Origin of the sequence: Streptomyces sp. NPDC055955, assembly GCF_042270245.1 — a bacterium.
GTDB lineage: Bacteria > Actinomycetota > Actinomycetes > Streptomycetales > Streptomycetaceae > Streptomyces.
In genome coordinates this window covers 215,414-238,063 of the sequence record NZ_JBHJYS010000010.1, presented here as the reverse complement: position 1 = coordinate 238,063, position 22,650 = coordinate 215,414, and the positions used below count along the sequence as shown (strand labels likewise).

The 22,650-nt window shown below is 70.4% G+C and carries 21 protein-coding genes and 1 pseudogene; 14 read left to right on the top strand and 8 right to left on the bottom strand.

What is annotated here, in order from left to right:
• Positions 1 to 90 precede the first annotated feature (90 nt).
• From sdhC to ACFC96_RS21975, 4 genes are read left to right on the top strand one after another with little or no spacing between them, the layout of a single operon-like run.
• A complete protein-coding gene (gene sdhC / locus ACFC96_RS21990) occupies positions 91 to 471 on the top strand; it encodes a succinate dehydrogenase, cytochrome b556 subunit (protein ID WP_100594758.1) in 381 nt (126 codons plus the stop codon).
• Positions 472 to 479: 8 nt separating this feature from the next.
• Complete coding sequence (locus tag ACFC96_RS21985) at positions 480 to 968, top strand: succinate dehydrogenase hydrophobic membrane anchor subunit (RefSeq protein ID WP_376259981.1); 489 nt, start codon at positions 480 to 482, stop codon at positions 966 to 968.
• A gap of 23 nt (positions 969 to 991) precedes the next feature.
• Positions 992 to 2,746 carry a succinate dehydrogenase flavoprotein subunit gene (gene sdhA / locus ACFC96_RS21980; RefSeq protein ID WP_376259982.1) on the top strand — a complete coding sequence of 585 codons (1,755 nt, stop codon included), beginning with the start codon at positions 992 to 994 and terminating at the stop codon, positions 2,744 to 2,746.
• On the top strand, positions 2,746 to 3,510 hold the full coding sequence (locus ACFC96_RS21975) for a succinate dehydrogenase iron-sulfur subunit (protein WP_116510811.1): 765 nt from the start codon (positions 2,746 to 2,748) through the stop codon (positions 3,508 to 3,510). Before sdhA ends, ACFC96_RS21975 begins: the two co-directional genes overlap by 1 nt.
• A 68-nt stretch (positions 3,511 to 3,578) precedes the next feature.
• Here the strand turns inward: ACFC96_RS21975 and ACFC96_RS21970 are convergent, their stop codons facing one another.
• A complete protein-coding gene (locus ACFC96_RS21970) occupies positions 3,579 to 4,019 on the bottom strand; it encodes an Lrp/AsnC family transcriptional regulator (protein WP_376260262.1) in 441 nt (146 codons plus the stop codon).
• Between the two features lie 109 nt (positions 4,020 to 4,128).
• Between ACFC96_RS21970 and ACFC96_RS21965 the strand changes: the two genes are divergently transcribed.
• From ACFC96_RS21965 to ACFC96_RS21940, 6 genes are all read left to right on the top strand, one after another.
• The gene (locus ACFC96_RS21965) at positions 4,129 to 5,058 is read left to right on the top strand and encodes an SMP-30/gluconolactonase/LRE family protein (protein ID WP_376613683.1); all 930 of its coding nucleotides are present in this window, start codon (positions 4,129 to 4,131) and stop codon (positions 5,056 to 5,058) included.
• Between the two features lie 44 nt (positions 5,059 to 5,102).
• On the top strand, positions 5,103 to 5,504 hold the full coding sequence (locus ACFC96_RS21960; RefSeq protein ID WP_376613681.1) for a VOC family protein: 402 nt from the start codon (positions 5,103 to 5,105) through the stop codon (positions 5,502 to 5,504).
• A 110-nt stretch (positions 5,505 to 5,614) separates the two neighbouring features.
• The gene (locus tag ACFC96_RS21955; RefSeq protein ID WP_376259987.1) at positions 5,615 to 6,025 is read left to right on the top strand and encodes a hypothetical protein; all 411 of its coding nucleotides are present in this window, start codon (positions 5,615 to 5,617) and stop codon (positions 6,023 to 6,025) included.
• Positions 6,026 to 6,030: 5 nt separating this feature from the next.
• Positions 6,031 to 6,540 (top strand): thiol-disulfide oxidoreductase DCC family protein, encoded by a 510-nt coding sequence (locus ACFC96_RS21950; RefSeq protein WP_376259989.1) that lies wholly within the window; start codon positions 6,031 to 6,033, stop codon positions 6,538 to 6,540.
• 108 nt (positions 6,541 to 6,648) lie between these two features.
• Positions 6,649 to 7,464 carry a TetR/AcrR family transcriptional regulator gene (locus tag ACFC96_RS21945; protein ID WP_376613755.1) on the top strand — a complete coding sequence of 272 codons (816 nt, stop codon included), beginning with the start codon at positions 6,649 to 6,651 and terminating at the stop codon, positions 7,462 to 7,464.
• Positions 7,465 to 7,488: 24 nt separating this feature from the next.
• Positions 7,489 to 8,691: a D-alanyl-D-alanine carboxypeptidase family protein gene (locus tag ACFC96_RS21940; RefSeq protein ID WP_376613679.1), complete on the top strand. Its 1,203-nt coding sequence runs from the start codon at positions 7,489 to 7,491 to the stop codon at positions 8,689 to 8,691.
• 292 nt (positions 8,692 to 8,983) lie between these two features.
• Here ACFC96_RS21940 and ACFC96_RS21935 read toward each other — a convergent pair whose 3' ends face one another.
• On the bottom strand, positions 8,984 to 9,490 hold the full coding sequence (locus tag ACFC96_RS21935) for a MarR family winged helix-turn-helix transcriptional regulator (protein ID WP_376259993.1): 507 nt from the start codon (positions 9,488 to 9,490) through the stop codon (positions 8,984 to 8,986).
• Between the two features lie 94 nt (positions 9,491 to 9,584).
• Here ACFC96_RS21935 and ACFC96_RS21930 point away from each other — a divergent pair, with 94 nt between their 5' ends.
• Positions 9,585 to 10,934: an MFS transporter gene (locus tag ACFC96_RS21930; protein WP_376613677.1), complete on the top strand. Its 1,350-nt coding sequence runs from the start codon at positions 9,585 to 9,587 to the stop codon at positions 10,932 to 10,934.
• On the opposite strand, the gene ACFC96_RS21925 is transcribed toward ACFC96_RS21930, so the two are convergent.
• Complete coding sequence (locus ACFC96_RS21925) at positions 10,864 to 13,416, bottom strand: MMPL family transporter (protein ID WP_376613753.1); 2,553 nt, start codon at positions 13,414 to 13,416, stop codon at positions 10,864 to 10,866. The genes ACFC96_RS21930 and ACFC96_RS21925 overlap by 71 nt on opposite strands.
• A gap of 448 nt (positions 13,417 to 13,864) precedes the next feature.
• Here ACFC96_RS21925 and ACFC96_RS21920 point away from each other — a divergent pair, with 448 nt between their 5' ends.
• Positions 13,865 to 14,539: a response regulator transcription factor gene (locus ACFC96_RS21920; protein WP_376613751.1), complete on the top strand. Its 675-nt coding sequence runs from the start codon at positions 13,865 to 13,867 to the stop codon at positions 14,537 to 14,539.
• A gap of 131 nt (positions 14,540 to 14,670) precedes the next feature.
• On the top strand, positions 14,671 to 16,254 hold the full coding sequence (locus tag ACFC96_RS21915) for an ATP-binding protein (protein ID WP_376260270.1): 1,584 nt from the start codon (positions 14,671 to 14,673) through the stop codon (positions 16,252 to 16,254).
• 30 nt (positions 16,255 to 16,284) lie between these two features.
• On the opposite strand, the gene ACFC96_RS21910 is transcribed toward ACFC96_RS21915, so the two are convergent.
• The 3 genes from ACFC96_RS21910 to ACFC96_RS21900 form a co-directional block, all read right to left on the bottom strand.
• A complete protein-coding gene (locus ACFC96_RS21910) occupies positions 16,285 to 17,841 on the bottom strand; it encodes an ABC transporter substrate-binding protein (RefSeq protein WP_376613675.1) in 1,557 nt (518 codons plus the stop codon).
• Positions 17,842 to 18,073: 232 nt separating this feature from the next.
• The gene (locus tag ACFC96_RS21905; protein ID WP_376613673.1) at positions 18,074 to 19,378 is read right to left on the bottom strand and encodes a metallophosphoesterase; all 1,305 of its coding nucleotides are present in this window, start codon (positions 19,376 to 19,378) and stop codon (positions 18,074 to 18,076) included.
• Between the two features lie 90 nt (positions 19,379 to 19,468).
• Positions 19,469 to 19,708: an SCO4848 family membrane protein gene (locus ACFC96_RS21900; RefSeq protein ID WP_227296876.1), complete on the bottom strand. Its 240-nt coding sequence runs from the start codon at positions 19,706 to 19,708 to the stop codon at positions 19,469 to 19,471.
• Between ACFC96_RS21900 and ACFC96_RS21895 the strand changes: the two genes are divergently transcribed.
• The gene (locus ACFC96_RS21895; RefSeq protein ID WP_376613671.1) at positions 19,647 to 21,170 is read left to right on the top strand and encodes a D-alanyl-D-alanine carboxypeptidase; all 1,524 of its coding nucleotides are present in this window, start codon (positions 19,647 to 19,649) and stop codon (positions 21,168 to 21,170) included. The genes ACFC96_RS21900 and ACFC96_RS21895 overlap by 62 nt on opposite strands.
• Before the next feature lie 96 nt (positions 21,171 to 21,266).
• On the opposite strand, the gene ACFC96_RS21890 is transcribed toward ACFC96_RS21895, so the two are convergent.
• Positions 21,267 to 22,187 carry a YihY/virulence factor BrkB family protein gene (locus ACFC96_RS21890; RefSeq protein WP_376613669.1) on the bottom strand — a complete coding sequence of 307 codons (921 nt, stop codon included), beginning with the start codon at positions 22,185 to 22,187 and terminating at the stop codon, positions 21,267 to 21,269.
• Positions 22,175 to 22,599, bottom strand: a pseudogene (locus tag ACFC96_RS21885) (GtrA family protein). Before ACFC96_RS21885 ends, ACFC96_RS21890 begins: the two are co-directional and overlap by 13 nt.
• Positions 22,600 to 22,650 lie beyond the last annotated feature (51 nt).

The following is a 22,650-nucleotide window of genomic DNA, read 5'->3' as shown; positions in this document are numbered from 1 at the left end:
ATGACGAGCGGCCGGTGGACCGTACCCGGCCGGGCCCGACCGACACTGAAGCCGGCGCGGCCCCAATCCCCGCTCCCGGAGGGTTCTTCCGTGCCGGCTGGAACGCTGTACCGCGGCCGGGAAGGCATGTGGTCGTGGGTGGCTCATCGAGTCACCGGTGTCCTCATTTTCTTCTTCCTGTTCGTACACGTCCTGGACACCGCTCTCGTCCGCGTCTCCCCCGAGTCGTACGACGACGTCGTTTCCACCTACAAGACGCCGATCGTCGCGCTCCTCGAGTACGGCCTCGTCGCCGCCATCCTCTTCCACGCGCTCAACGGCCTGCGTGTCATCGCCGTCGACTTCTGGTCGAAGGGTCCGCGCTACCAGAAGCAGATGCTCTGGACCGTCGTCGGCATCTGGGTCGTGCTGATGGTGGGCGCGCTGTACCCGGTCCTCGGCCACGCCGTCCGTGAACTCTTCGGGAGCTGACGCCAGACATGTCTGCTGACACCACCCCTGCGAAGACGCCCGGCGTCGGACCCGTCGAGGTCGCCGCCGTCTACGACGTCGACCACCCGGCCCCCCTCATCGAGGCCCCCCGCAAGCGCACCTCGAAGACCCCGCGCTCGACGCGCGGCAACTTCGAGATGGCCGCATGGCTCTTCATGCGCCTGTCCGGCGTCGTCCTCGTCGTCCTGGTCCTCGGCCACCTGCTCATCCAGCTCGTCCTCGACGGCGGCGTGAGCAAGATCGGCTTCGCGTTCGTCGCGGGCCGCTGGGCCTCGCCGTTCTGGCAGGGCTGGGACCTCCTGATGCTGTGGCTCGCGATGCTGCACGGCGCGAACGGCCTGCGTACCGTCATCAACGACTACGCCGAGCGCCCGAACACGCGCCTGTGGCTGAAGGGCCTCCTGTACACCGCCACGGTGTTCACGATCCTGCTGGGCACGCTGGTGATCTTCACCTTCGACCCGAACATCCGATAGGCACGGGGCTGAGGTAACCACTCATGAAGATCCACAAGTACGACACCGTCATCGTCGGCGCCGGTGGCGCGGGCATGCGCGCGGCCATCGAGTCGACGAAGCGCAGCCGCACCGCCGTCCTGACGAAGCTCTACCCCACCCGCTCCCACACGGGCGCGGCGCAGGGCGGCATGGCCGCCGCGCTCGCCAACGTGGAGGAGGACAACTGGGAGTGGCACACCTTCGACACGATCAAGGGCGGTGACTACCTGGTCGACCAGGACGCCGCCGAGATCCTCGCGAAGGAGGCCATCGACTCCGTCCTCGACCTGGAGAAGATGGGCCTGCCGTTCAACCGCACCCCGGACGGCACCATCGACCAGCGCCGCTTCGGCGGTCACTCGCGCAACCACGGCGAGGCCCCGGTCCGCCGGTCCTGCTACGCCGCGGACCGCACCGGCCACATGATCCTTCAGACGCTGTACCAGAACTGCGTGAAGGAGGGCGTGGAGTTCTTCAACGAGTTCTACGTCCTGGACCAGCTGATCACCGAGGTCGACGGCGTCAAGCACTCGGCCGGTGTCGTCGCGTACGAGCTGGCGACCGGCGAGATCCACATCTTCCAGGCCAAGTCGGTCATCTACGCCTCGGGCGGCACCGGCAAGTTCTTCAAGGTGACGTCGAACGCGCACACCCTGACCGGTGACGGCCAGGCGGCCTGCTACCGGCGCGGTCTGCCGCTGGAGGACATGGAGTTCTTCCAGTTCCACCCGACCGGCATCTGGCGCATGGGCATCCTTCTCACGGAGGGCGCCCGCGGTGAGGGCGGCATCCTCCGCAACAAGGACGGCGAGCGCTTCATGGAGAAGTACGCGCCCGTCATGAAGGACCTCGCGTCCCGTGACGTCGTGTCCCGCTCCATCTACACGGAGATCCGTGAGGGCCGCGGCTGCGGTCCCGAGGGCGACCACGTCTACCTCGACCTCACGCACCTCCCGCCGGAGCAGCTCGACGCCAAGCTCCCGGACATCACGGAGTTCGCGCGCACGTACCTCGGCATCGAGCCCTACACGGACCCGATCCCGATCCAGCCCACCGCGCACTACGCCATGGGCGGCATCCCGACGAACGTCGAGGGTGAGGTCCTCGCGGACAACACCACCGTCGTCCCCGGTCTGTACGCCGCCGGTGAGGTCGCCTGCGTGTCCGTGCACGGCGCCAACCGCCTCGGCACCAACTCGCTGCTCGACATCAACGTCTTCGGGCGTCGTGCGGGCATCGCGGCCGCCGAGTACTCCGAGAAGGCCGACTACGTCGAGCTCCCGGAGAACCCCGCGTCCCTCGTCGAGGAGCAGGTCGAGCGCCTGCGCAACTCCACGGGCACGGAGCGCGTCGCGGTCCTCCGCAACGAGCTCCAGGAGTGCATGGACGCCAACGTGATGGTGTTCCGCACCGAGCAGACCATCAAGACGGCCGTCGAGAAGATCGCCGAGCTGCGCGAGCGGTACCGGAACGTCTCGATCCAGGACAAGGGCAAGCGGTTCAACACCGACCTCCTGGAGGCCATCGAGCTGGGCAACCTGCTCGACCTGGCCGAGGTCATGGCGACCTCCGCCCTGGCGCGCAAGGAGTCCCGCGGCGGTCACTACCGCGAGGACTTCCCGAACCGCGACGACGTCAACTTCATGCGCCACACCATGGCGTACCGCGAGGTCGGCGACGACGGCACGGAGACGATCCGTCTCGACTACAAGCCGGTCGTCCAGACCCGCTACCAGCCGATGGAGCGTAAGTACTGATGGCTACCCCGACCATGGACAAGCTCGAGGCTCTCGAGGCGGACAACGGCTCGCACCTCATCACGGTCACCTTCCGCATCCGCCGGTTCAACCCGGAGGTCTCCGCGGACGCGGTCTGGGAGGACTTCCAGCTCGACATCGATCCGAAGGAGCGCGTCCTCGACGCCCTCCACAAGATCAAGTGGGAGCTCGACGGCTCGCTGACCTTCCGGCGCTCCTGCGCGCACGGCATCTGCGGCTCGGATGCCATGCGCATCAACGGCCGCAACCGCCTGGCCTGCAAGACGCTGATCAAGGACATCAGCCCGGAGAAGCCGATCACGGTCGAGGCCATCAAGGGCCTCACGGTCCTCAAGGACCTCGTGGTCGACATGGACCCGTTCTTCCAGGCCTACCGGGACGTCATGCCGTTCCTGGTCACGACGGGCAACGAGCCGACGCGCGAGCGTCTGCAGTCCGCCGAGGACCGTGAGCGCTTCGACGACACGACCAAGTGCATCCTGTGCGCCGCGTGCACGTCCTCGTGCCCGGTGTTCTGGAACGACGGCCAGTACTTCGGCCCGGCCGCGATCGTCAACGCGCACCGCTTCATCTTCGACTCGCGCGACGAGGCGGGCGAGCAGCGCCTGGAGATCCTCAACGACAAGGACGGCGTGTGGCGTTGCCGCACGACGTTCAACTGCACGGACGCCTGCCCGCGCGGTATCGAGGTCACCAAGGCGATCCAGGAAGTCAAGCGCGCGCTGATCACGCGCCGCTACTGACCTTCCCGGCATCACGTCCCTGAGGGCCCCGCTCCCGGTCTCGCACCGGGAGCGGGGCCCTCGGTGCGTCATGGGCCCGCTGTCACGGAGCGCTCGAAGAACGTCTCCAGGGCCACCGTCGCCTGCGTGCCGCTGACGCCCTCGATCGCGTACAACCGCCTCAGCACGTCCTGGAGTTGCTCCGTCGTCCGCGTGCGCACCTTCACCAGGACCGACGCGCTGCCGGCGATGACGTGCGCCTCCTGGATCTCGGGGATCGCGGCGAACTCTCCGGCCGACTCGCCCATCCACGACGACGACTCGACCATCACGAACGCGAGCACCCCCTGCCCGAGCGCGGCCGGGTCCACGTCGACGGTCGTCCGCCGGATCACGCCTCGCTCACGCAGCTTGCGCACCCGCTCGTGGGCCGCGCCCGCCGAGAGGCCGACCTCCTTGCCGAGCGCCGCGTACGCCGTCGTCGCGTCGTGCTGGAGCAGCGCGACCAGCTTCCGGTCGATGTCGTCCACTGCCACCGTGATCACTCCCGCTCCGCCGACCATGGCGTAACCGTACCCCGTTCTGCCATAGTCCCATACGACAGGATGTCATTCGGCCTTCAGCTGTTGGGGGATAACCATGTCTGGCCAGAACCAGCCCAGCGTGTACGAGATTCTGGACGAGCGCTTCCGCACCGGACGGTGCGCCTTCGGGGACGACACCCTCACCACCCTGCACACCGGCAGCCGTTGGGCCGAAGGCCCCGTCTATCTGCCCGCCTGGCGCCAGCTCGTCTGGAGCGACATCCCCAACGACCGGCTGCTGCGCTGGGACGAAGAGACCGGCGCGGTCAGCCTCTTCCGTGCCCCCGCCGGACACACCAACGGCAACACCCTCGACCGCGAGGGGCGTCTCATCAGCGCCGAACAGGGCGGCCGCCGCGTCACCCGCACCGAGGCCGACGGCCGGATCACCGTCCTCGCCGACCGCTTCGAGGGCAAGCGGCTCAACAGCCCGAACGACGCGGTGGTGCGCTCGGACGGCTCGATCTGGTTCTCCGACCCGGACTTCGGGATCACCAGCGACTACGAGGGCTTCCGCGCCGAGTCCGAGATCGGCGCCAACAACGTCTACCGGATCGCCCCCGCCACGGGCGAGGTGCGCCAGGTCGCCGACGGCTTCGGGGCGCCGAACGGGCTCGTCTTCTCGCCCGACGAACGGCAGTTGTACGTCTCCGACACCCGGGCCGGATGCATTCGCGTCTTCGACGTGCTCGACGACGGCAAGGGCCTGAGCGACGGCAGGGTCTTCGCCGAGACGAGCGGCGACGACGGCCGCTTCGACAACATCCGCTTCGACGACGGCGGGCGCCTGTGGGCCGCCGCCATGCACGGCGGCGTGCACTGCTACGACCCGGACGGCACGCGGATCGGCCGCATCAACGTCCCGGAGCCGGTCTCCAACGTCGCGTTCGGCGGCCCCAAGAACAACATCCTCTTCATCACCGCGACGACGTCCCTGTACTGCCTGATGACGTCCGTGACCGGCGCGCCACGGATCCGCCGCTGACGATGTACTGTCCGGTTCGCCCTGAACCCGGCTAATCTGACGGTATGTCACTTGACCTGGAGCCGCTCGGCTTCGACAACGTGCTGTTCCCCGTCGGCGACCTCGGCGAGGCGGTCTCCTTCTACGAGCGGGCCGGTTTCCGCGTGAAGTTCCGCCTCGACGAGGCCGGGATCGCCCTCCTCGAAGCCGGCCAGGAGACACCCGGCGTACTGCTGCGCACGGAGGAGGACTTCGGCCACCGACCCCCTCCGTGGCCGGGCCCGCGCGTATGGCTCGAGGTGCGCGACGCCAAGGCGGCGGCCCGCGCGCTGACGGAGGCCGGGATCTCCCCCATCGACCCGCCGTTCTCCACCTCCACCGGACACGTCGTGGAGATCGCGGACCCGTGGGGCAACGTCATCGGCCTCACGGACTATCTCAAGCGGCCCGAACTGGCGCGGAGTTGACGCCCGGGTTCATCGATCACCGCCGGCCGACTCTCGCTTGAACATGTTCAAAAACAGGTCTACAGTCCTTCTCGACAGCGTTTTTGAACGCGTTCAAGGAGGGGTGGGGAATGGACCTCACAGTCGTCGCATACGTCGTCTACCTCGTCGTCAGCATCAGCCTGACCGTCTGGGTGGCGCGCACCCTGAGCCGTAACGGAAAGGTCTTCCTCGCCGACGTGCTGCAGGGGAACGAGAAGCTCGCGGACGCCGTCAACCACCTCCTGGTGGTCGGCTTCTACCTCGTCAACCTCGGCTTCGTGGCGCTCTACCTGAGCGGGGACGACGCCATCGCCGACACCCGGGGCGTCTTCGAGGCCCTGTCGACGAAGCTCGGCGTGGTGCTCCTGGTGCTGGGCGTCATGCACCTGGGGAACGTGTGGGTGCTCAACAAGATCCGGCGCCGGGGCGTGATGGAGCGGGAGCAGCAGCCGCCCGTTCCCCCACAGGCCTGGGCCGCGCCGCCGGTGGCCGGGGCGTGACGGCGATGAGCGAGGTCGCGGACCGGGGCACCACGGGGGCCCCGGTCCGCAGGCTCATCCTTCTCTACGACGCCCAGTGCCCGCTCTGCACGTTCCTGCGGAACTGGCTCGCCCGGCAGCGCCAGCTCGTCCCGCTCGACCTGGTGCCGGCCGGATCCGACGAGGCCCGGCGCCGCTGCCCGGGGATCGACCACATCTCCACGCTCTCGGAGATCACGCTCGTCGGTGACAGCGGCCAGATCTACCGCGGGCCCGCCGCCTGGGTCGTCACGCTGTGGGCACTGTCCGAGTACCGGCCCCTGTCCCACAGATTCAGCACCCCCGCGGGCGCCCACCTCGCGCGCGCCGCGGTGCTCGCCGCCGCCAAGTACCGCCGGGCCCACCGGGACCAGCAGGTCAGAAAGGCCGGGGGCGGCGCCTACCGCAGAGCGGACGGCTGGGTGTACGACCGGGTCGACGGCTGGACGTACCACGGCCCCGCGGCCTGCGACAGCGGCTGCCACGTGCCCGATTAGGCTCTGAGCGTGCCAGCAGAGAAAGAGACCCCCGAGAGCCCCGCGAAGAGTCCTTCGAAGAGCCCCGCCAAGAGTGAGCAGACGCGGGCGCTGATCCTGGAGACCGCGATGCGGATGTTCCGGGAGCGGGGCTACGACAAGACGACGATGCGGGCCATCGCCAAGGAGGCCGGGGTCTCCGTCGGCAACGCGTACTACTACTTCGCCGGCAAGGAACACCTCATCCAGGGGTTCTACGACCAGATCTCCGCGGAGCACCGGGCGGCCGTGCGGTCCGTGCTCGACCGGGAGACCGACCTGGAGAAGCGGCTCGCCGGGGTGCTGCGCGCCTGGCTGGAGATCGCGGAGCCGTACCACGAGTTCGCGGCCCAGTTCTTCAAGACCGCCGCGGACCCGACCAGCCCGCTCAGCCCCTTCTCGCCCGAGTCGGAGCACGCCCGCGAGACGGCGATCGACGTGCACCGCGAGGTGCTGGCCGGCTCCAAGGCGAAGGTCCCGGCCGAACTCGCCGCGATCCTGCCGGAACTGATGTGGCTGTCCCAGATGGGGCTCGTCCTGTACTGGGTCTTCGACAGCTCCGAGGGCCGGGAGCGCAGCAGGCGCCTCGCCGAACGGGGGGCCCGCCTGACGACGCGCGGGGTCGCACTCGCCCGGTTCCGGGTGCTGCGGCCGCTCGTCCTCGAAGTGCACGAACTGTTCACGGACTTCCTGCCGGGCATGACGGAGGCGTCGACGGCGGCGCGGGAGCAGGGGAAGGAAAAGGGGAACGGGAGCGGGAGCGGGAGCGGGACAGGGGCGAGGACCGGGACCGGGAGCGGGACAGGGACCGGGAGCGAGACCGGGACAGAGGCAAGGCCAGGGACCGGGAGCGAGAAGGGGCGCGGGAAGGGACGCGGGAAGGGGCGCGATCAGGGGACGGGCTGACGCGGGGGCTCTTACCTTTGCTTCATGCGCAGCTTGTACGGTCGTGCGATGCCCGGCTCCTCTTCATCGCACCACGTCAGTCGCCGCGCCGCGCTCGCCCTCGGTCTCGGCGCCGCGGCCTCCGTCACCCTGCCAGGACCGCGTGCCGCGGCCGCCGTCTCCGCCGTCGGCGGGGAGCGGCTCGGCCGGTCCGGTGTCCAGGTGGCGTCCGGCGCGCCCCGGCTCCCGAAGCTCGCCGCGAAGGCGTGGCTCGTCGCCGACCGCGACAGCGGCGACGTCCTCGCCTCGTACGCGGCACACCGTGCGCTGCCCCCGGCGTCGACGCTCAAGATGCTGTTCGCGGACACGGTCCTGCCGAAGTTCGGGCGGGACTCGGTCCACAAGGTGACCGCCGCCGATCTCGCGGGGATCCCGTACGGCAGCAGCCTCGTCGGCGTCCAGGCCGGAACCTCGTACACCGTCGAGCAGCTGTGGCAGGGCGTGTTCCTGCGCTCCGGGAACGACGCCGTGCATGTGCTCGCCAGCATGAACGGCGGTGTGGGCGAGACCGTCCGCCAGATGCAGGCCCGTGCGAAGGACCTCCAGGCGAACGACACGCACGTGGTCAGCCCCGACGGCTTCGACCACAAGGGGCAGGTGTCGTCGGCGTACGACCTGACGTTGTTCGCGCGCGCCGGGCTCAAGAACGACGACTTCCGCGGCTACTGCGCCACGAAGACGGCCGACTTCCCCGCCGGGGGCAAGAAGACGTTCCAGATCCAGAACACGGACCGCCTCCTCACCGGGCAGGGCGTGGCCGCGTACCGGGGGCTCATCGGCGTGAAGAACGGCTACACCTCGCACGCCGGCAACACGTTCACCGGCGCGGCGACCCGTGACGGGCGCACCCTGCTCGTCACCGTCATGCACCCCAAGTCCGGCTACGAGGCGGTGTACGAGGAGACGGCGGCGCTGCTCGACTGGGGGTTCTCGGCGGCGGGCAAGGCCGATCCGGTGGGCACGCTGGTCACGCCGCTGAGCGAGCAGCCCAAGGGGGCGGCGGCGAAGCCGCGTGCGGGGGCCGCGGGCACGGCGGCCGCTCCCCTCGCGGCGACGGCCACCTCCCACACGGACGACTGGGCGTTCGGCGGCTCGGCGGCGGTCGCGTTGCTCGCGGGTGGGGGGCTGCTGGCGCTGCGGCGACGAGATCGGGACCGGCCGAGCGGGCGCCGACGACGCCAGGGCTGACGCGGCCCAGCGGGCGGGACGCGGAGTCCGGGCCGACGCCGGGCCAGTGGGGCGTACGAAGTCCGGACCCGCACCGGGCCAGTGAGGGTGACGGGCCAGTGGGCGGCGGGGGCGCGTCAGGGCCGACGCCGGCGCAGTGAGCGGGGTGCCGTGTCCGGGCTGGCGCCGACCCGGTGAGCGGCGCGCCGTGTCAGGGCCGACGCCGGTCCCCTGGGCGCGGTGTGACATCAGGGCTGACGCCGGCGCATGAGCGCGGTACGGCGTCAGGGCTGACGTCCGCGAGGTCTGCCCGTCACGGGCGGCGGCCGCCGGGGCCCGATTCGGCGGCCACCATCACCCGCCGCAGCAGGTCCGAGAGCTGCCTGCGCTCCTTCGCGTCGAGCGCGCCGAGCACCCGGTGCTCCTCACCTCCGAGCCGGTCCATCGCCTTGCGCCAGATCGCGTGGCCCGCCTCGGTCAGCTCCACGTCGACCCGGCGCCGGTCGGTCCTGGACGGAGTGCGCACGACCAGGCCGCGGCGTTCGAGGCCGTCGAGGCGCCCCGTGACCGAGGCCGGGGCGAGACCCAGGTCCGAGGCGAGTTCCGAAGGCGCCGCGCGTCCGCCGCGCCCCGCGAGCTTGTGCAGCGTGTCGTACTCGAACCGCTCCAACTCCACGTCCACCAGGGCCTGTTCACGGACCTTGCGCAGATGCCGGGTGAGCTCGCCCGCGCGCGTGATCGCGCCCTCGACGTCCGGGTCGAGGTCCGGCATGACCGGCAGCCAGCGCGCCAGATGCCCATCGGTCCAGTCGCGTTCCATGGGGGCAGTTTACGGCCAGGTCCTTCGCCGCCAGATATTTCGACGCCCGATATTTCGTTGACGAATACTTCGACAACGAAATACATTCGCCCGCATGCCACGCCCCAGCCTCCGCCACCCGCTGTTAGGCAACGCCCGCTTCCGCCGCTTCTTCCTCGGCCGCCTCCTCTCCCTGGTCGGCGACGCCGTCATCCCCTCCGCCCTCGCCCTCGCCGTGCTGCACGCCACCGGCTCGGCCTCGGCACTCGCGCTGGTCCTGGGCTGCGCGATGGTGCCGCGGCTCGTACTCCTCCCCCTCGGGGGCGTGATCGCCGACCGCTTCGACCCACGCCTCGTGGCCCTGACCACCGACGTGGTGCGCTGCGCCGGCCAGCTCTTCGTCGGTATCGAACTCCTCTCCGGCAGACCGGAGTTGTGGCAGATCGCGGTCGCCGAGGCGATCGGCGGCGCGGCCTCCGCCTTCGCCATGCCGACACTCGCCTCACTGATCGTCGGCATCGTCGGCGAGAAGGACCGGCAGGCCGCCAACTCCGCGCTCGCCGTGGTCCGCAGCGGCACGCTGGCGGGCGGTCCGGCGCTCGCCGGGCTGCTCGTCCTGACCGCGGGCCCCGGGTGGGCGTTCGTCCTGGACGCCGCCTCGTTCGCCGTCAGCGCGGCCCTGCTCGCCACCCTGCGGCTCAGCCGCACCACGGCACCTGCCGAGGAACGCCGCTCCCTGCGGTCCGACCTCGTCGAGGGCTGGCACGAGGTGCGTTCACGCGGCTGGTACTGGACGAGCCTGGTCGCCCACGCCACCTGGAACGGCGGGGCAGCCGTGTTCGCCACCCTCGGACCGGCCGTCGCCGTCAAGGAACTCGGCGGCGACGGCGCCTGGATCGTGATCGCCCAGGCGGGCGCCGTCGGCCTGCTCCTCGGATCACTTCTGTCCGGGCGGGCCCGCCCCCGCCGCCCGGTCCTCACGGGCAACCTGGCCCTGACCACGTACGTCCTGCCGCTGGGACTGCTCGCCCTGCACGCCCCCGCACCGGCGGTCGCCGCCGCGTTCGGCGTCGCCCTGACCGGCCTCGGCTTCTTCAACCCCCTGTGGGAGACCGCGGTTCAGGCGGCCGTTCCCGCGGCGGTCCTCGCCCGCGTCACCTCGTACGACTGGTTGCTGTCACTGGCCGCGATGCCCCTCGGCTACGTCCTCGCCCCGCTCGCCGCCGACGCCTGGGGCGAGGCGACCCCGCTGTGGATCGCGGCGGCGGCCGTGGGCCTGTCCTGCGTGGCCACGGCGGGAGTGCCCGGCGTACGGCAGTTCACGCTGAACACCCCTGTCGACACCCAGGCCCACTCCCCTGTCGACACCCCGGCGGACTGCCCTACGAGGAAGGTCAGTTCACGAGACCGGCCCCGTCGTCCGTCAGCTCCACGTCGTACACCAGCGGGCCGCCCCCGACCGTGACGTGATGGGCGCGCGACGCCAGTCCGCGCGCTGTCACCGCCAAGGTGTACGCCCCCGGCGCGGGCACCGACACGATGTACGAGCCGTCGGCGATGGACGTGACACGGTCGAGCTGGCGGCCGCCCCTGGAGACGAGCGTCACGGAGGCCCCGGCCAAGGGATCGCCGTCCGCGGTACGCAGGAATCCGTGGACGACGGTGGCTCCGCCGGTACCGCTCTTGTCCGGGTCCACGGTCTCGATGGGCTCGGCGTTCTTGATGTGCCCGGTGTTCTTGATGTGTCCAGTGTTCCTGTCGTGCCCGGTGTTCCTGTCGGGCCGGATCTTCCTGCCGGGCCTGATCTTCCTGCCGGGCCGGGTCGGAGAATCGGCGGGCGGCTCGGCCGGCTCCACTGCCAGGTGCGGGAGCCGCCCCTCCAGCCATCCCGGCAGCCACCAGTTGGAGCGGCCGAGAAGATGCATCGCCGCCGGGACCAGCGCCGTACGCAGGATGAACGCGTCGAGCGCGACCGCCGCGGCCAGCCCGATGCCCGCCATCGCGCCCTCCATGTCGCCGCTCAGGACGAACGCCGAGAACACGCAGATCATGATGAGGGCCGCGCAGTTGATGACCCGGCTCGTCTCGGCGAGGCCGACGCGCACGGCTCGCGCGTTGTCCCCTGTGTGCACCCACTCCTCGTGCATCCGGCTCACCAGGAACACCTGGTAGTCCATCGAGAGGCCGAACAGCAGCGACAGCATGATCACCGGCAGGAATGCCGTGATCGGCCCCTCCTTCCCGATGCCGAGGAACTCCGCCCCCCAGCCCCACTGGAAGACCGCCACCAGGACGCCGAACGACGCCGCTGCCGCGATCAGGTTCATCAGCGCGGCCGTGAGCGGCACGACGAGCGAGCGGAACGCGATCAAAAGCAGCAGGAATCCGAGCCCGATGATGGCGCCCACGAAGTAGGGCAGCCGGTCCCCGGTCACCGACGCGAAGTCCTTGAAGACGGCCGTGACCCCGCCGACATGCGCCTCGACACCGGCTTCCGGGATCACGTCGTCACGCAGCCGGTCGATGAGCCGGTCCGTCCCGACGGACTGCGGGGACGTCTCCGGCACGACCTGGATGACGGTGATGCCCCCGGCGGGCGGGGCCGCGGCGGCCTGCGCGACGTCGTCCGTCGCGCGGATCGTCCTGACCAGCTCCCTGGTGTCGGCGCCGCCCGGCACGACGACCTGGAGGGGCCCGTTGAAACCGGCACCGAAGCCCTCCGCGAGCAGGTCGTACGCCTGCCGGGTCGTCGTCGACTCCTGGTTGTTGCCCTGGTCGGTGGCGCCGAGCCGCAGTGACAGTACGGGCAGCGCGAGCACCGCCATGACCACCAGCGCCATCGCCGCGATCGAGCGCGGGCGCTTTTGCACATACGCCGACCAGCGCGCCGCGGGACCGCTCGCCTCGACGGGATCGGGCCCCGCCGCCGCGAGCTTCCGCCGCTGCCCGCGGCTGAGGACGCGCGGACCGAGCAGACCGAGGAGCGCGGGCAGAAGCGTGACCGCCGCCAGGACGCTGAGCACGACCGTGAGGGACGTGGCGATGACGACTCCGTCCAGGAAGCGCAGGTTCATCACCAGCATTCCGGCGAGCGCGATGCACACGGTGCCGCCCGCGAACAGGACCGCGCGTCCCGATGTGTTGAGGGCACGCACCGCCGACTCCTCCGGTTCGAGCCCCCGCTGGATGCCGCGCCGGTGCCGAGTGACGATGAAGAGCGCGTAGTCGATGCCGACACCGAGGCCGATCAACGAGCCGAGCAGCGGGGCCACTTCGGGCACGTTCGTCACATGACTGAGCAGCATCGTCGCCATCGTTCCGCTGCCGACACCCGTGATCGCCACGACGATCGGAAGCAGCATCGCGAAGAGCGAGCCGAAGGCGAGGAAGAGGACCACGGCCGCCGCCGCGATGCCTACGACCTCGGAGACGCCGGTGGGCGGCTCCTGGACACGAGTGATGGCCTGGCCGCCCAACTCCACCTGGAGACCGTCACGTTCGGCGCCCCGAGCCGTGTCGACGACTTTCTGGACGAGGTCCTTGGAGACCCCGTTCGCCTGGTCGGTGAAGGTGATCCGCGCGAAGGCGGTACGGCCGTCGCGGCTGATCTGTGCGGCGTTCGGCGCGTCGTAGGGGCCCACGACCTCGCCGACGCCCCGCATCCCGGCGATCTCCTTCAGCGCGGGCTCGATCCGGGACCGTACGGCCGTGCCCGTCACCGACCCCACGCCGCCGGACGACCGCCACACCACGGTGTCCGTGTCACCCGAGCGCTGCGGAAACGCCTTCGCCATCAGGTCGTACGCCCGCTTGGAGTCCGTGTCGGGAAGGGAGAACACGTTCGAGTAGTCGGTCCCCGCCGAGGTGCCCGCGGCCCCCAGGCCGAACAGCGCCGCCACCCACAGCACCAGGACCACCAGGCGATGCCGGTAGCACCACCGTGCCAATGCCGTCACGTTTGCCACTCCTTCGGTCTTCCCCCGGGCCTTCCTCGGCCTCAGCATCCGGGGACGCGGGCGCCCGGAGTGACGGCGCGGCCATGACTCTCAAGGAACTCCAAGGAGGCGAGCAGGTCCGAGCGGGGGCGGGCCCGCCGATACTGGACGTATGAACGCTGGGGGTATGAGTGCCGGGCATGTGAACTCGGGTCACTCGAACGCAGGTTCCGTGCATGCCGGGCCGGCGAATGCCGGTCACGCGAACGCCGAGCCCATGGGGGCTGGGTCGGCGGGGGCTGGGTCGGTCGGGGCTGGGTCGGTCGGGGCTGGGTCGGTGCATGCTGAGACCCTGAGCGCTGGGGCCGTGAACCCTGGGGCCGTGAGCGCTGGGGCCGTGAACCCTGGGGCCGTGAGCGCTGGGGCCGTGCACAGCGCGGAGCGCCCCGTGGGAGCCACCGTGCTCATCGTCGAGGACGAGCCGAGCATCGCCGACGTCCTCGCGATAGCTCTGCGCTACCACGGCTTCGAGGTCATGACCGCGGGCACCGTCCGCGAGGGCCTCGCCCTCGCCGCCCGCACCCGGCCCGACGCCGCGCTCCTCGACGTGATGCTGCCGGACGGCGACGGCCGGGCGCTCGGGCGCGAACTGCGCTCCCGCAGGCCCGATCTGGCCCTTGTCTTCCTGACGGCACGCGACGCGCCCGCCGAGATCGTGGGCGCGCTCGGCTTCGGCGACGACTACATCACCAAGCCGTTCAACATCGACGAGGTCGTGGCCCGGCTGGGCGCCGTCCTGCGCCGCACCCGGTCGGCCGACGTCCTGCCCGAGCGCCCGCCGCTGCGCTACGGCGACCTCGAACTCGACGAGACGGCCTACACCGTCCACCGCTCCGGCCACACGGTCCAGCTCACGCCCACGGAGTACGCGCTCCTGCGTTTCCTCGTGCGCAACGGCGGCCGTGTCGTACCCAAGGAACAGCTCCTGCGGCACGTGTGGCAGTACGAGCACACCGCCGAGTCGACCGTCGTCGAGACGTACATCAGCTACCTGCGGCGCAAGCTCGAAGCGCTGGGGCCGCCGTTGATCACCACGCGGCGGGGGGTCGGATACGGGCTTGCGGGTGGGGCGTGAACCGCGGGCGGGACAGGGGTGAGGGCCTTCGTGGCCGACCCGGGCAGATCCTCGGCCGCTCCTCGAAGATCCTGGGCCTCCCCTCGAAGATCCTCGGCCTCCCCTCGGAGATCCATGGCTCGCGCGGCCAGATCAATGGCCGACGCGGGCAGGCGGCAGGCCGGAGCCGGCGGTTCCACTCCCTGCGCGCCAAGCTCACCCTCGTGAACGTCGCGCTGCTCGCCCTCGGCATCGCGGCCGCGACCGCCGTCAGCCTCATCGGGATGCGCCACTACCTCCTCGAAAACATCGACGCCGAGCTGACCTCGTCACGCACCTCGCTCCAGCGCACCGGCCTCACCCTCAGACAGATCGAGTCGCTCAGCGAACTGGGAATCGCCCTCGACAAGCTTTCTCCCGGCCCCAACTCGGCTGATGAGGGCGCGAGTTCCCTGCCCCGCAACGAAACGGTGTTCGTGGCCGTCGACCGGGCCGGCGAGCCCATCACCGTAGGCACCCTGCGCCCCACCGCCCGCCAGCGCGACCTCGCCTCCGCGGTCGACGACCCGAAAGCGCTCGCCACCGCCGACGAGCCGCACGACGTCACCGTGCACGGCGACCCGTACCGCGCGGTGGGCGCCCGTCTCGCCGACGGTACGACCGTGCTGCTCGCCACCTCGACGGCCAACGTCCAGACCGGCATCCACAAGGCGCTCAGGCTCGATTTCACCCTCGGCACAGGTCTGCTCGCCCTGCTCGCCGTCCTCACGATGATCGGCGTCAGCCATCGGATGCGGCCCCTCGAAGACATGGTCGAGACCGCGTCGGCCATCGCCGACGGAGACCTCGCACGCCGCGTGCCCCCGCATCACGACACCGCCCTGGAGGTGGAGCAGCTGCGGCTCGCCCTCAACTCCATGCTCCACCAGGTCGAAACGGCTTTCGAGACCCGCGAGCGCAGCTCCGCGCAACTACGGCGGTTCGTCGCCGACGCCTCCCACGAACTGCGCACGCCGCTCGCCGCGATCCGCGGCTATCTCCAGCTCTACGACAAGGGGATGCTCCGGGACCCGGCCGAACGCACCCGCGCCCTGGGCCGCGTCCACGCCGAGGCCGACCGCATGAGCCGCCTCGTCGACGAACTCCTCACCCTGGCCCGCCTCGATCAGGGCCCCGAACTGCGCCTGCGGAACGTCGACCTGAGCCGGCTGGTCCGCGAAGCCGCCGACGACCTGCGCGTGCAGCAGCCGGACCGCCCGGTCCAGGTCGCGGCTGACGGCGCGCTGTTGGTCCGCGCCGACGAGTCGGGGCTGCGCCAGATCCTCGGGAACCTCCTCGCCAACGTGCGCACCCACACTCCGAAGGACGCCCCGGTCAGCGTCTCGCTCGAACGCGTGGACGGGACGGTGCGGCTGTGCGTGGCCGATGAGGGGCCCGGGCTCGACGAGGAGGACGCGGCACGGATCTTCGACCGCTTCTTCCGGGCGGGCGGAGGTGCCGGCAGCGGGCTGGGCCTGGCGATCGTGCAGGGGGTGGTGTCGGCGCACGGCGGCGAGGTGTCCGTGCGCACGGCTCCTGGGGCGGGGGTGCGGGTGACGGTGGTGCTGCCAGGAGGCGGAGGGCCTGTGGGCTCGGCTGCGGCCGAGGTGGTTACCCCCTCAGGTGAAAGTCCCTCGAGTGAGAAACCCTCAGGTGACAGTCCCTCGGGTGAAAGCCCTTCGGTGTGCGTCCCGTGAGCGTGAGTGGGGCCTCCTCGTCGGAGCCGGTCAGATCCAGCCGAGCCGCCACAACCGGAACACCCCGGTCCCGTCCGACAGATACTGCCCGCCGGTGATGTCCTCCGTGCTGAGCACGTACTCCTTGCGCTGCCACAGAGGGATGAGCGGGACGTCGCGTGCGACCGCTTCCTGGAGCTTGCGGAAGTCGCCCATGGTGCGGCTGCGGTCCTCGTACTGCTGACTGGCCTGGATCAGACCGTCGACCTCTTTGCTGCTGTATCCGTTGTGCATGCCGGACCCCGTGCGCACGAGCTGCGCGGTGAACGTGTCCGGATCGGGGAAGTCCGGCAGCCAGCCGACCGCGTACGCGTCGAGTTTCCCGCTCGCGTACCGCCTCTGGAAGTCGGTCCACTCGTAGTAGCGCAGGCTCACCTTGAACAGCCCGCTCGCCTCCAGCTGCCGCTTGATCTCCTTCGCCTCCGACGCGGACGCGGCGCCGCGCGAGTACGCGAACTCGAAGCGGACCGGCGTACTCACCCCGGCCTCCTGGAGCAGCGTGCGCGCCCGGGCGGCGTCCGGCTTCGGATACGCGTCGAAGAACGCGGTCGTGTGCCCGGTGATGCCACGCGGGATCAGGGAGTAGAGGGCGTCGACGGTGCCCTGGTACGTCGAGGCCACGAGCCGGTCCCGGTCGAGGAGCGCGGCGAGGGCCTGCCGCACCCGGCGGTCGTGCAGTGGGCGGCCCGTCCGCACGTTGAGGACGAGGTTCCGGGTCTCCGCGCTCTCGACCTCGGTGAGCCGCTCCCCCTTGTCGCTCGGCGCGTACGAAGCGAGCAGCGCGGGCGGCAGCTGCCGAGCGGCGACGTCGATCGAACGCGCCTTCCAGGCGGACTCGAGGGCGGCCGAGTCCTTGAAGTAGCGCAGGGTCGTGGGCTTCCCGACGTTCTTGACCGCGCCCCGGTAGCGGGAGTTGGGGACGAGCTTGGCCTGCTTGCCGGGCGTGTAGGAGCTGAGCTTGTAGGGGCCGGTACCGTCGACGCGGGTACGGGTGCGCAGGCTGTGCGCCGGGTACTGGGTGCTGTCGACGATGGACCCGGCGCCCGTGGCGACCTTGAACGGGAACGTCGCGTCGGGCGAGGACAGCCGGAACGTCACCGTCCGCGCACCGCTCGTCTCGACCTTGCCGAGGGTGTCGAGCAAGGTCGCGGGGCCCACCGGAGAGTTGATGGCCTTGACCCGGTCGAACGAGAACTTCACGTCCTTGGCCGTGACCGCGCGACCGCTGTTGAACGTCAGCCCGTCACGCAGCTCGCAACGGTAGGTACGCAGCCCTTGGCCGACGAACCCGCAGTGCTTCGCGGCATCCGGCACGGGCGCGGTGCCACCCGCTTCGAACGTCAGGAGTGACTGGAACACGTTGCTGTACAGCGCCCATGATCCGCCGTCGTACGCACCGGCCGGATCGAGCGACGTCACGGCGTCGGTCGTCCCCACGGTGATCGTCTTCCCCTGATCGTCCCGATCCGGAAGAAGCTGCCATGCGCCGGCTCCGGCGGCGGCAAGCACCATGAAAATCGCAAAAACCCGCATGCGAATCGACCGCATCGCGCCCCTCCCCAGTGACGTGGATCACTGAATCACAGGAGTTTGAGCTGTGGGAAGAGAAGGTGATGAGGTTTCGAAGACCGAGAGGCATCCTGTGAGCAGCTTGTGAGCAAGGGGGTTTCGAGCCTGTTTCGGGGTGGGCCTTTTCTGGGAAAAGCCGGGAAAAGCGGGGCGGCTCTTTGCAGGAGGCGGGGAGGTGCCTCGCACCTCCCCGCCCCACCTCACGCCCACCTCACGCCCGCTTCGACGCCAGCTCGACGACCGTGATGTCCGAAGGCGCTCCCACCCGGACCGGCGGCCCCCACGCGCCGGCGCCCCGGCTCACGTACAGCTGCGTGTCGCCGTACCGCTCCAGGCCCGCGAGCGTCGGATTCGCCGCGTCGGCGATGAAGTTGCCCGGCCAGAGCTGGCCGCCGTGGGTGTGACCCGACAGCTGGAGGTCGACTCCGTGCTTCACCGCCTCGTGGATCATCACGGGCTGGTGGGCGAGGAGGACGGCGGCGCGGCCGGGGTCGCGGTCCCCGAGCGCCTTGTCGTAGTCGGGCCCGTCGCCGTAGTTCTCTCCGGTCACGTCGTTCACCCCGGCCAGGTCGAACGCGCCCATCTCCACGCGCGCGTTCTCCAGAGGCCGCAGGCCGATCTCACGGACATGCCCGACCCACGGCTCGGCGCCCGAGAAGTACTCGTGGTTGCCCGTCACGAAGTACGTCCCGTGCCGGGCCCGCAGCCCCGCGAGCGGCGCGACGGCCGGCGCCAGGTCCTCGACGCTGCCGTCCACGAGGTCCCCGACGACCGCGATCAGGTCGGGCTGCGTGGAGTTGATCGTGTCGACCACCCGCTGGGCGAACCCCCGGCCCAGAACCGGGCCCAGATGGATGTCGCTGACGACCGCGATCCTGAACCCGTGCGCGGAGCGCGGCAGCCTGGCCAGCGGAACCGTGACCCGCTTCACCCTGGGCCCGCGCAGCACGCCGTACGCGCCGTTGCCGACGATCCCGGTGGCCGCGACCACGGCGGCACCGCCGACGACGCGAGAGACGAAGAGACGACGCGAGGGGGCTGCCGCGGCCGACGGCGTGACGGGCTCGGGCGCGGTGGGGGTCGGAGCTGAGGCCGGGGTGGTGGTTGCCGTGGGCGGCTCGTCGGGCCCGCGCGTCGGCACCAGCACGGGCTCCGGCACGGGCCCCGGCTCCGGCTCCGCGCCGCCCGGCGCGGACCTGCGGTCGAGGTGACGCCGCAGCAGGGGGCGCACCACTTCACCCACCAGGACCGCGAGCACCAGATAGATGGAGAAGGCCATCCACAAGAACCCGGGCCAGGACAGAACCTGCTGCAACCAGAACGGCGCACCGGCCCGCTCGCTCGCCACCGCCGCGAACATCAGCAACGGCCCCAGCACGAACACGACCGTGCCCGCCCGCCGCGCCAGACCGGCGCGGGCCGTCGTGTCGCGCACCAGACGGCGCCAGGCGTACCAGTGCAGACCGGCGAAGGCCGCGAGCGAGGCGACCCCTGCGATCACTAAGACGGCGATCACGACGCCGCTCCCCCCGTTGTTGTCATCGCGCTGCTCGTAGTGGTGTGCCTGGTGGTGTGCGTAGCGCTGTTCATCGCCGTGTTCATCGCGTCACGCACGACGCAGGGCACGCAGTCCGCGGAACCCGATGCCCCCGACCACCGTCCCCAAGACAAAGGAGACGACGGCGAGCGTCAGATGCACCCAGAAGTAGGCGGTCGGGTCGCCGGCGTCGTCGAAGGCAAGCCCGCTCCCGTCCTTCCACAGGTTCTTGACGAAAGTGACCCAGATGACCCAGCTCCAGACACCGAAGGCGAGCAGGAACCAGGAGACGGGGCGGCTGAGCTTCATACCCTCAGTATCGCCAGTCTTCCGTCCGCACCGCCGCCGGGGTGGGGAGCAGGAGACACAGAAGACCTCGGCGGAGACTTACGGGCCCCGGCCATGTACGTTCACGACCGTGCCTGCCTCGAATGAGTCGTATTTCACGACCGTCTCTGCCAAGACCGAGTCTCTTTTCACGCGTTCCGGTCTGAAGCGTTCCGGTCCTCGGCGTGCCGGGCGATGGTCCGCCGTCGCCGCCACGGTGGCCGCCTCCGCCACTCTCCTCTCGGTCTGCTGCGCCTCACCCGCATTGGCCGACGACAAGCCGGGGTCCTCCAAAGGCAAGGCGAAGCCGCCGGCCTCGATGTCGACCGTGGGCGGCGCGCAGCTGGGCAAGCCGGGCACACAGGTGAATCTGGCGAACGGCGCCCCCGTCCTGCCCAAGGATCTGAGCGCACGCTCCTGGATCGTCACGGACGCCGAGTCGGGCCAGGTACTCGCCTCGCACAACGCGCACTGGCGCCTGCCTCCCGCCAGCACCCTCAAGATGCTCTTCGCCGACACGGTCCTCCCCAAGTTCCCCAAGACGCAGACACACAAGGTCGTCCCCTCCGACCTGGCCGGCATCGGCGAGGGCTCCAGCATGGTCGGCGTCAAGGAGAACTACACCTACACCGTCCACGACCTGTGGCTCGGCGTGTTCCTCCGCTCCGGCAACGACGCGGTCCACGTCCTGTCCGCCCTCAACGGCGGTGTCCCGCAGACCGTCAAGGACATGCAGGCCCACGCCGACGAGCTCCAGGCCCTCGACACCCACGTGATCAGCCCCGACGGCTACGACGCCCCCGGCCAGGTCTCCTCCGCCTACGACCTCACCCTCTTCGCCCGCTCGGGCCTGCAGAAGAAGGACTTCCGCGAGTACTGCGCGACGGCGACCGCGAAGTTCCCCAAGTCACAGAAGGAGGGCAAGACCACCAGCTCCTTCGCGATCCAGAACACGAACCGGCTCATCACCGGCGACATAGGCCTCAACCCCTACAAGGGCATCGCCGGGGTCAAGAACGGCAACACCACCAACGCCGGCGCCACCTTCACCGGCGTCGCCGAACGCAACGGCAAAGTCCTCCTCGTCACCGTCATGAACCCCGACTCCGGCGAGAACCAGGCGGTCTACCAGGAGACGGCCCGTCTCCTCGACTGGGGTTTCCAGGCCGACGGCAAGGTCACGCCGGTGGGACAGCTCGTCCCGCCCAAGAGCGCCGACACCGGCGGCGCCGGCGGCTCCTCCGCCAGCCCGAAGGGCGACAAGGGAGCTCCCGCACCCGACAAGGCCTCGACCGCCCACGCCTCCGCCCAGAACGGCTCCAGCGGCATCGGTATCGCCGCGGCCATCACAGGCGGCGCCCTCATCCTCCTGGCCGCGGCCGCCTTCCTCGTCAACCGCCGCTGGCCCCTGCCCGAACTGGTACGCCGACTCCCCCGACGCTGACGCGCCCCGTCCGGGAACGCCACCTCTGTCCGGCGGTGGCAGCGCTGTCCGGCGATGGCACCGCTGTCCGGCTCAAGTGCACCGGCGCCGTCTGTCTCAGGCGGCGCCGGCCCGCGCCGCCCCCGGCGGCTCCGCCCCCGGCCCGGCCTCGTCCGGCACCTCCGCCTCGGGCTGTCCCCGCGTGGCCGTCCAGGCCGCGCAGAACAACAGCAGCTTCGCCGTGAAGTTGATCCACAGCATCAGAGCCACCGGTGTCCCGAACGCCCCGTACATGCTCTTCGACGCCACCCCCTTCATATAGCTGCCCAGCAAAAGCTTCAGCAGCTCGAACCCCGCCGCCCCGATCAGCGCCGCTGTCAACAGCTGCCGTCGATGCGGGTGAACCCCCGGCAGCAGCGTCAGTACATAGAGCAGCAGCAGGAAGTCCGCGAGCACGGCGATCGCGAACGCCACCGCCCTGAGCAACGCGCCGCCCCATCCGTCATGGGAGATGCCGAGCTCGTCCGCCGTCCACCCGACCGCGCTCGAGGCGAGCATCGACGCCGCCAACGAGACGAGTCCGGCCCCGCCCAGCCCCACCAGCACCCCGGCGTCCGTGACCTTGCGCATGACCGGGTTCTCCTCCGGGTCCTCCAGCTCCCAGACGGCGCGCAGACACTCTCTTATCGAGCCGACCCATCCGATGCCGGTGAAGAGCAGCAACGCGCCCGCCACCAAACCCACCGTTGCCGCGTTCGCGACGAGCGCGCCCAGGTCCAACTGGTCGGAGATGCCGGGCACCTGCTCCGCGATCTTGTCCTGGAGCGTCTTCTGCCGCCCCTCGCTGAGCGTGCCGGCCGCGATCGCCGCGGCCACGGTCAGCAGCGGGAACAGTGCCAGGAAGCTGATGAACGTCATCGCCGCCGCGAGCCGCGTCCAGTGCACCTCGTCGAGCCGCTCGTAGGCGGACCACGCGTGCGTACGCATGAGCCGTTCGACGATCGGCCCGATGCCGGGGAGTCTCTTCAGCCAGTCCATGACCCGAGCCTGCCCTCCCTGACCGTTCTCGCACGTCTCGCCGGAATCGCCGCCCGGAAGACGAGGGTCCGAGTACCCCAGAACCTCAGAACCGTGGCCAGCATCATGCCCGCACCCGCCCCGGACACCGTGTCCGCGCGCTGCGACGTGAGCCCGAGCCCGTAATGCGACGTGGCGATGCACAGCAACTGCACCAAAGCTCCCGCCACATTGACCGCGAAGAACACCCCGTACCGCCGCAGCCGGGACACCTCGATGGCCGTCTGCCGATACGTACCGAGCACGTTCCACCCATACGCGACCGTGCACCCCGCCAGGAACGAGAGCGACTTGGCGGTGATCGGATCCCAGCCCGTCGGCCCCGCAGCCACACGAAGAGCCCCAGGTCGACGACGTACGCGCAGGTCCCCACGAAGCGCGAACCCCACCACCTCGGGCCCGAACCCCCTCATCCACCGCCACC

Bases quoted from the DNA above. Each gene is read 5' to 3' on its own strand.
- ACFC96_RS21985 (WP_376259981.1), top strand. From the start codon at position 480: ATGTCTGCTGACACCACCCCTGCGAAGACGCCCGGCGTCGGACCCGTC.
- sdhA (WP_376259982.1), top strand. From the start codon at position 992: ATGAAGATCCACAAGTACGACACCGTCATCGTCGGCGCCGGTGGCGCG.
- ACFC96_RS21975 (WP_116510811.1), top strand. From the start codon at position 2,746: ATGGCTACCCCGACCATGGACAAGCTCGAGGCTCTCGAGGCGGACAAC.
- ACFC96_RS21965 (WP_376613683.1), top strand. From the start codon at position 4,129: ATGTCTGGCCAGAACCAGCCCAGCGTGTACGAGATTCTGGACGAGCGC.
- ACFC96_RS21960 (WP_376613681.1), top strand. From the start codon at position 5,103: ATGTCACTTGACCTGGAGCCGCTCGGCTTCGACAACGTGCTGTTCCCC.
- ACFC96_RS21955 (WP_376259987.1), top strand. From the start codon at position 5,615: ATGGACCTCACAGTCGTCGCATACGTCGTCTACCTCGTCGTCAGCATC.
- ACFC96_RS21950 (WP_376259989.1), top strand. From the start codon at position 6,031: ATGAGCGAGGTCGCGGACCGGGGCACCACGGGGGCCCCGGTCCGCAGG.
- ACFC96_RS21945 (WP_376613755.1), top strand. From the start codon at position 6,649: ATGCGGATGTTCCGGGAGCGGGGCTACGACAAGACGACGATGCGGGCC.
- ACFC96_RS21940 (WP_376613679.1), top strand. From the start codon at position 7,489: ATGCGCAGCTTGTACGGTCGTGCGATGCCCGGCTCCTCTTCATCGCAC.
- ACFC96_RS21935 (WP_376259993.1), bottom strand. From the start codon at position 9,490: ATGGAACGCGACTGGACCGATGGGCATCTGGCGCGCTGGCTGCCGGTC.
- ACFC96_RS21930 (WP_376613677.1), top strand. From the start codon at position 9,585: ATGCCACGCCCCAGCCTCCGCCACCCGCTGTTAGGCAACGCCCGCTTC.
- ACFC96_RS21910 (WP_376613675.1), bottom strand. From the start codon at position 17,841: ATGCGGTCGATTCGCATGCGGGTTTTTGCGATTTTCATGGTGCTTGCC.
- ACFC96_RS21895 (WP_376613671.1), top strand. From the start codon at position 19,647: ATGACCCAGCTCCAGACACCGAAGGCGAGCAGGAACCAGGAGACGGGG.
- ACFC96_RS21900 (WP_227296876.1), bottom strand. From the start codon at position 19,708: ATGAAGCTCAGCCGCCCCGTCTCCTGGTTCCTGCTCGCCTTCGGTGTC.
- ACFC96_RS21890 (WP_376613669.1), bottom strand. From the start codon at position 22,187: ATGGACTGGCTGAAGAGACTCCCCGGCATCGGGCCGATCGTCGAACGG.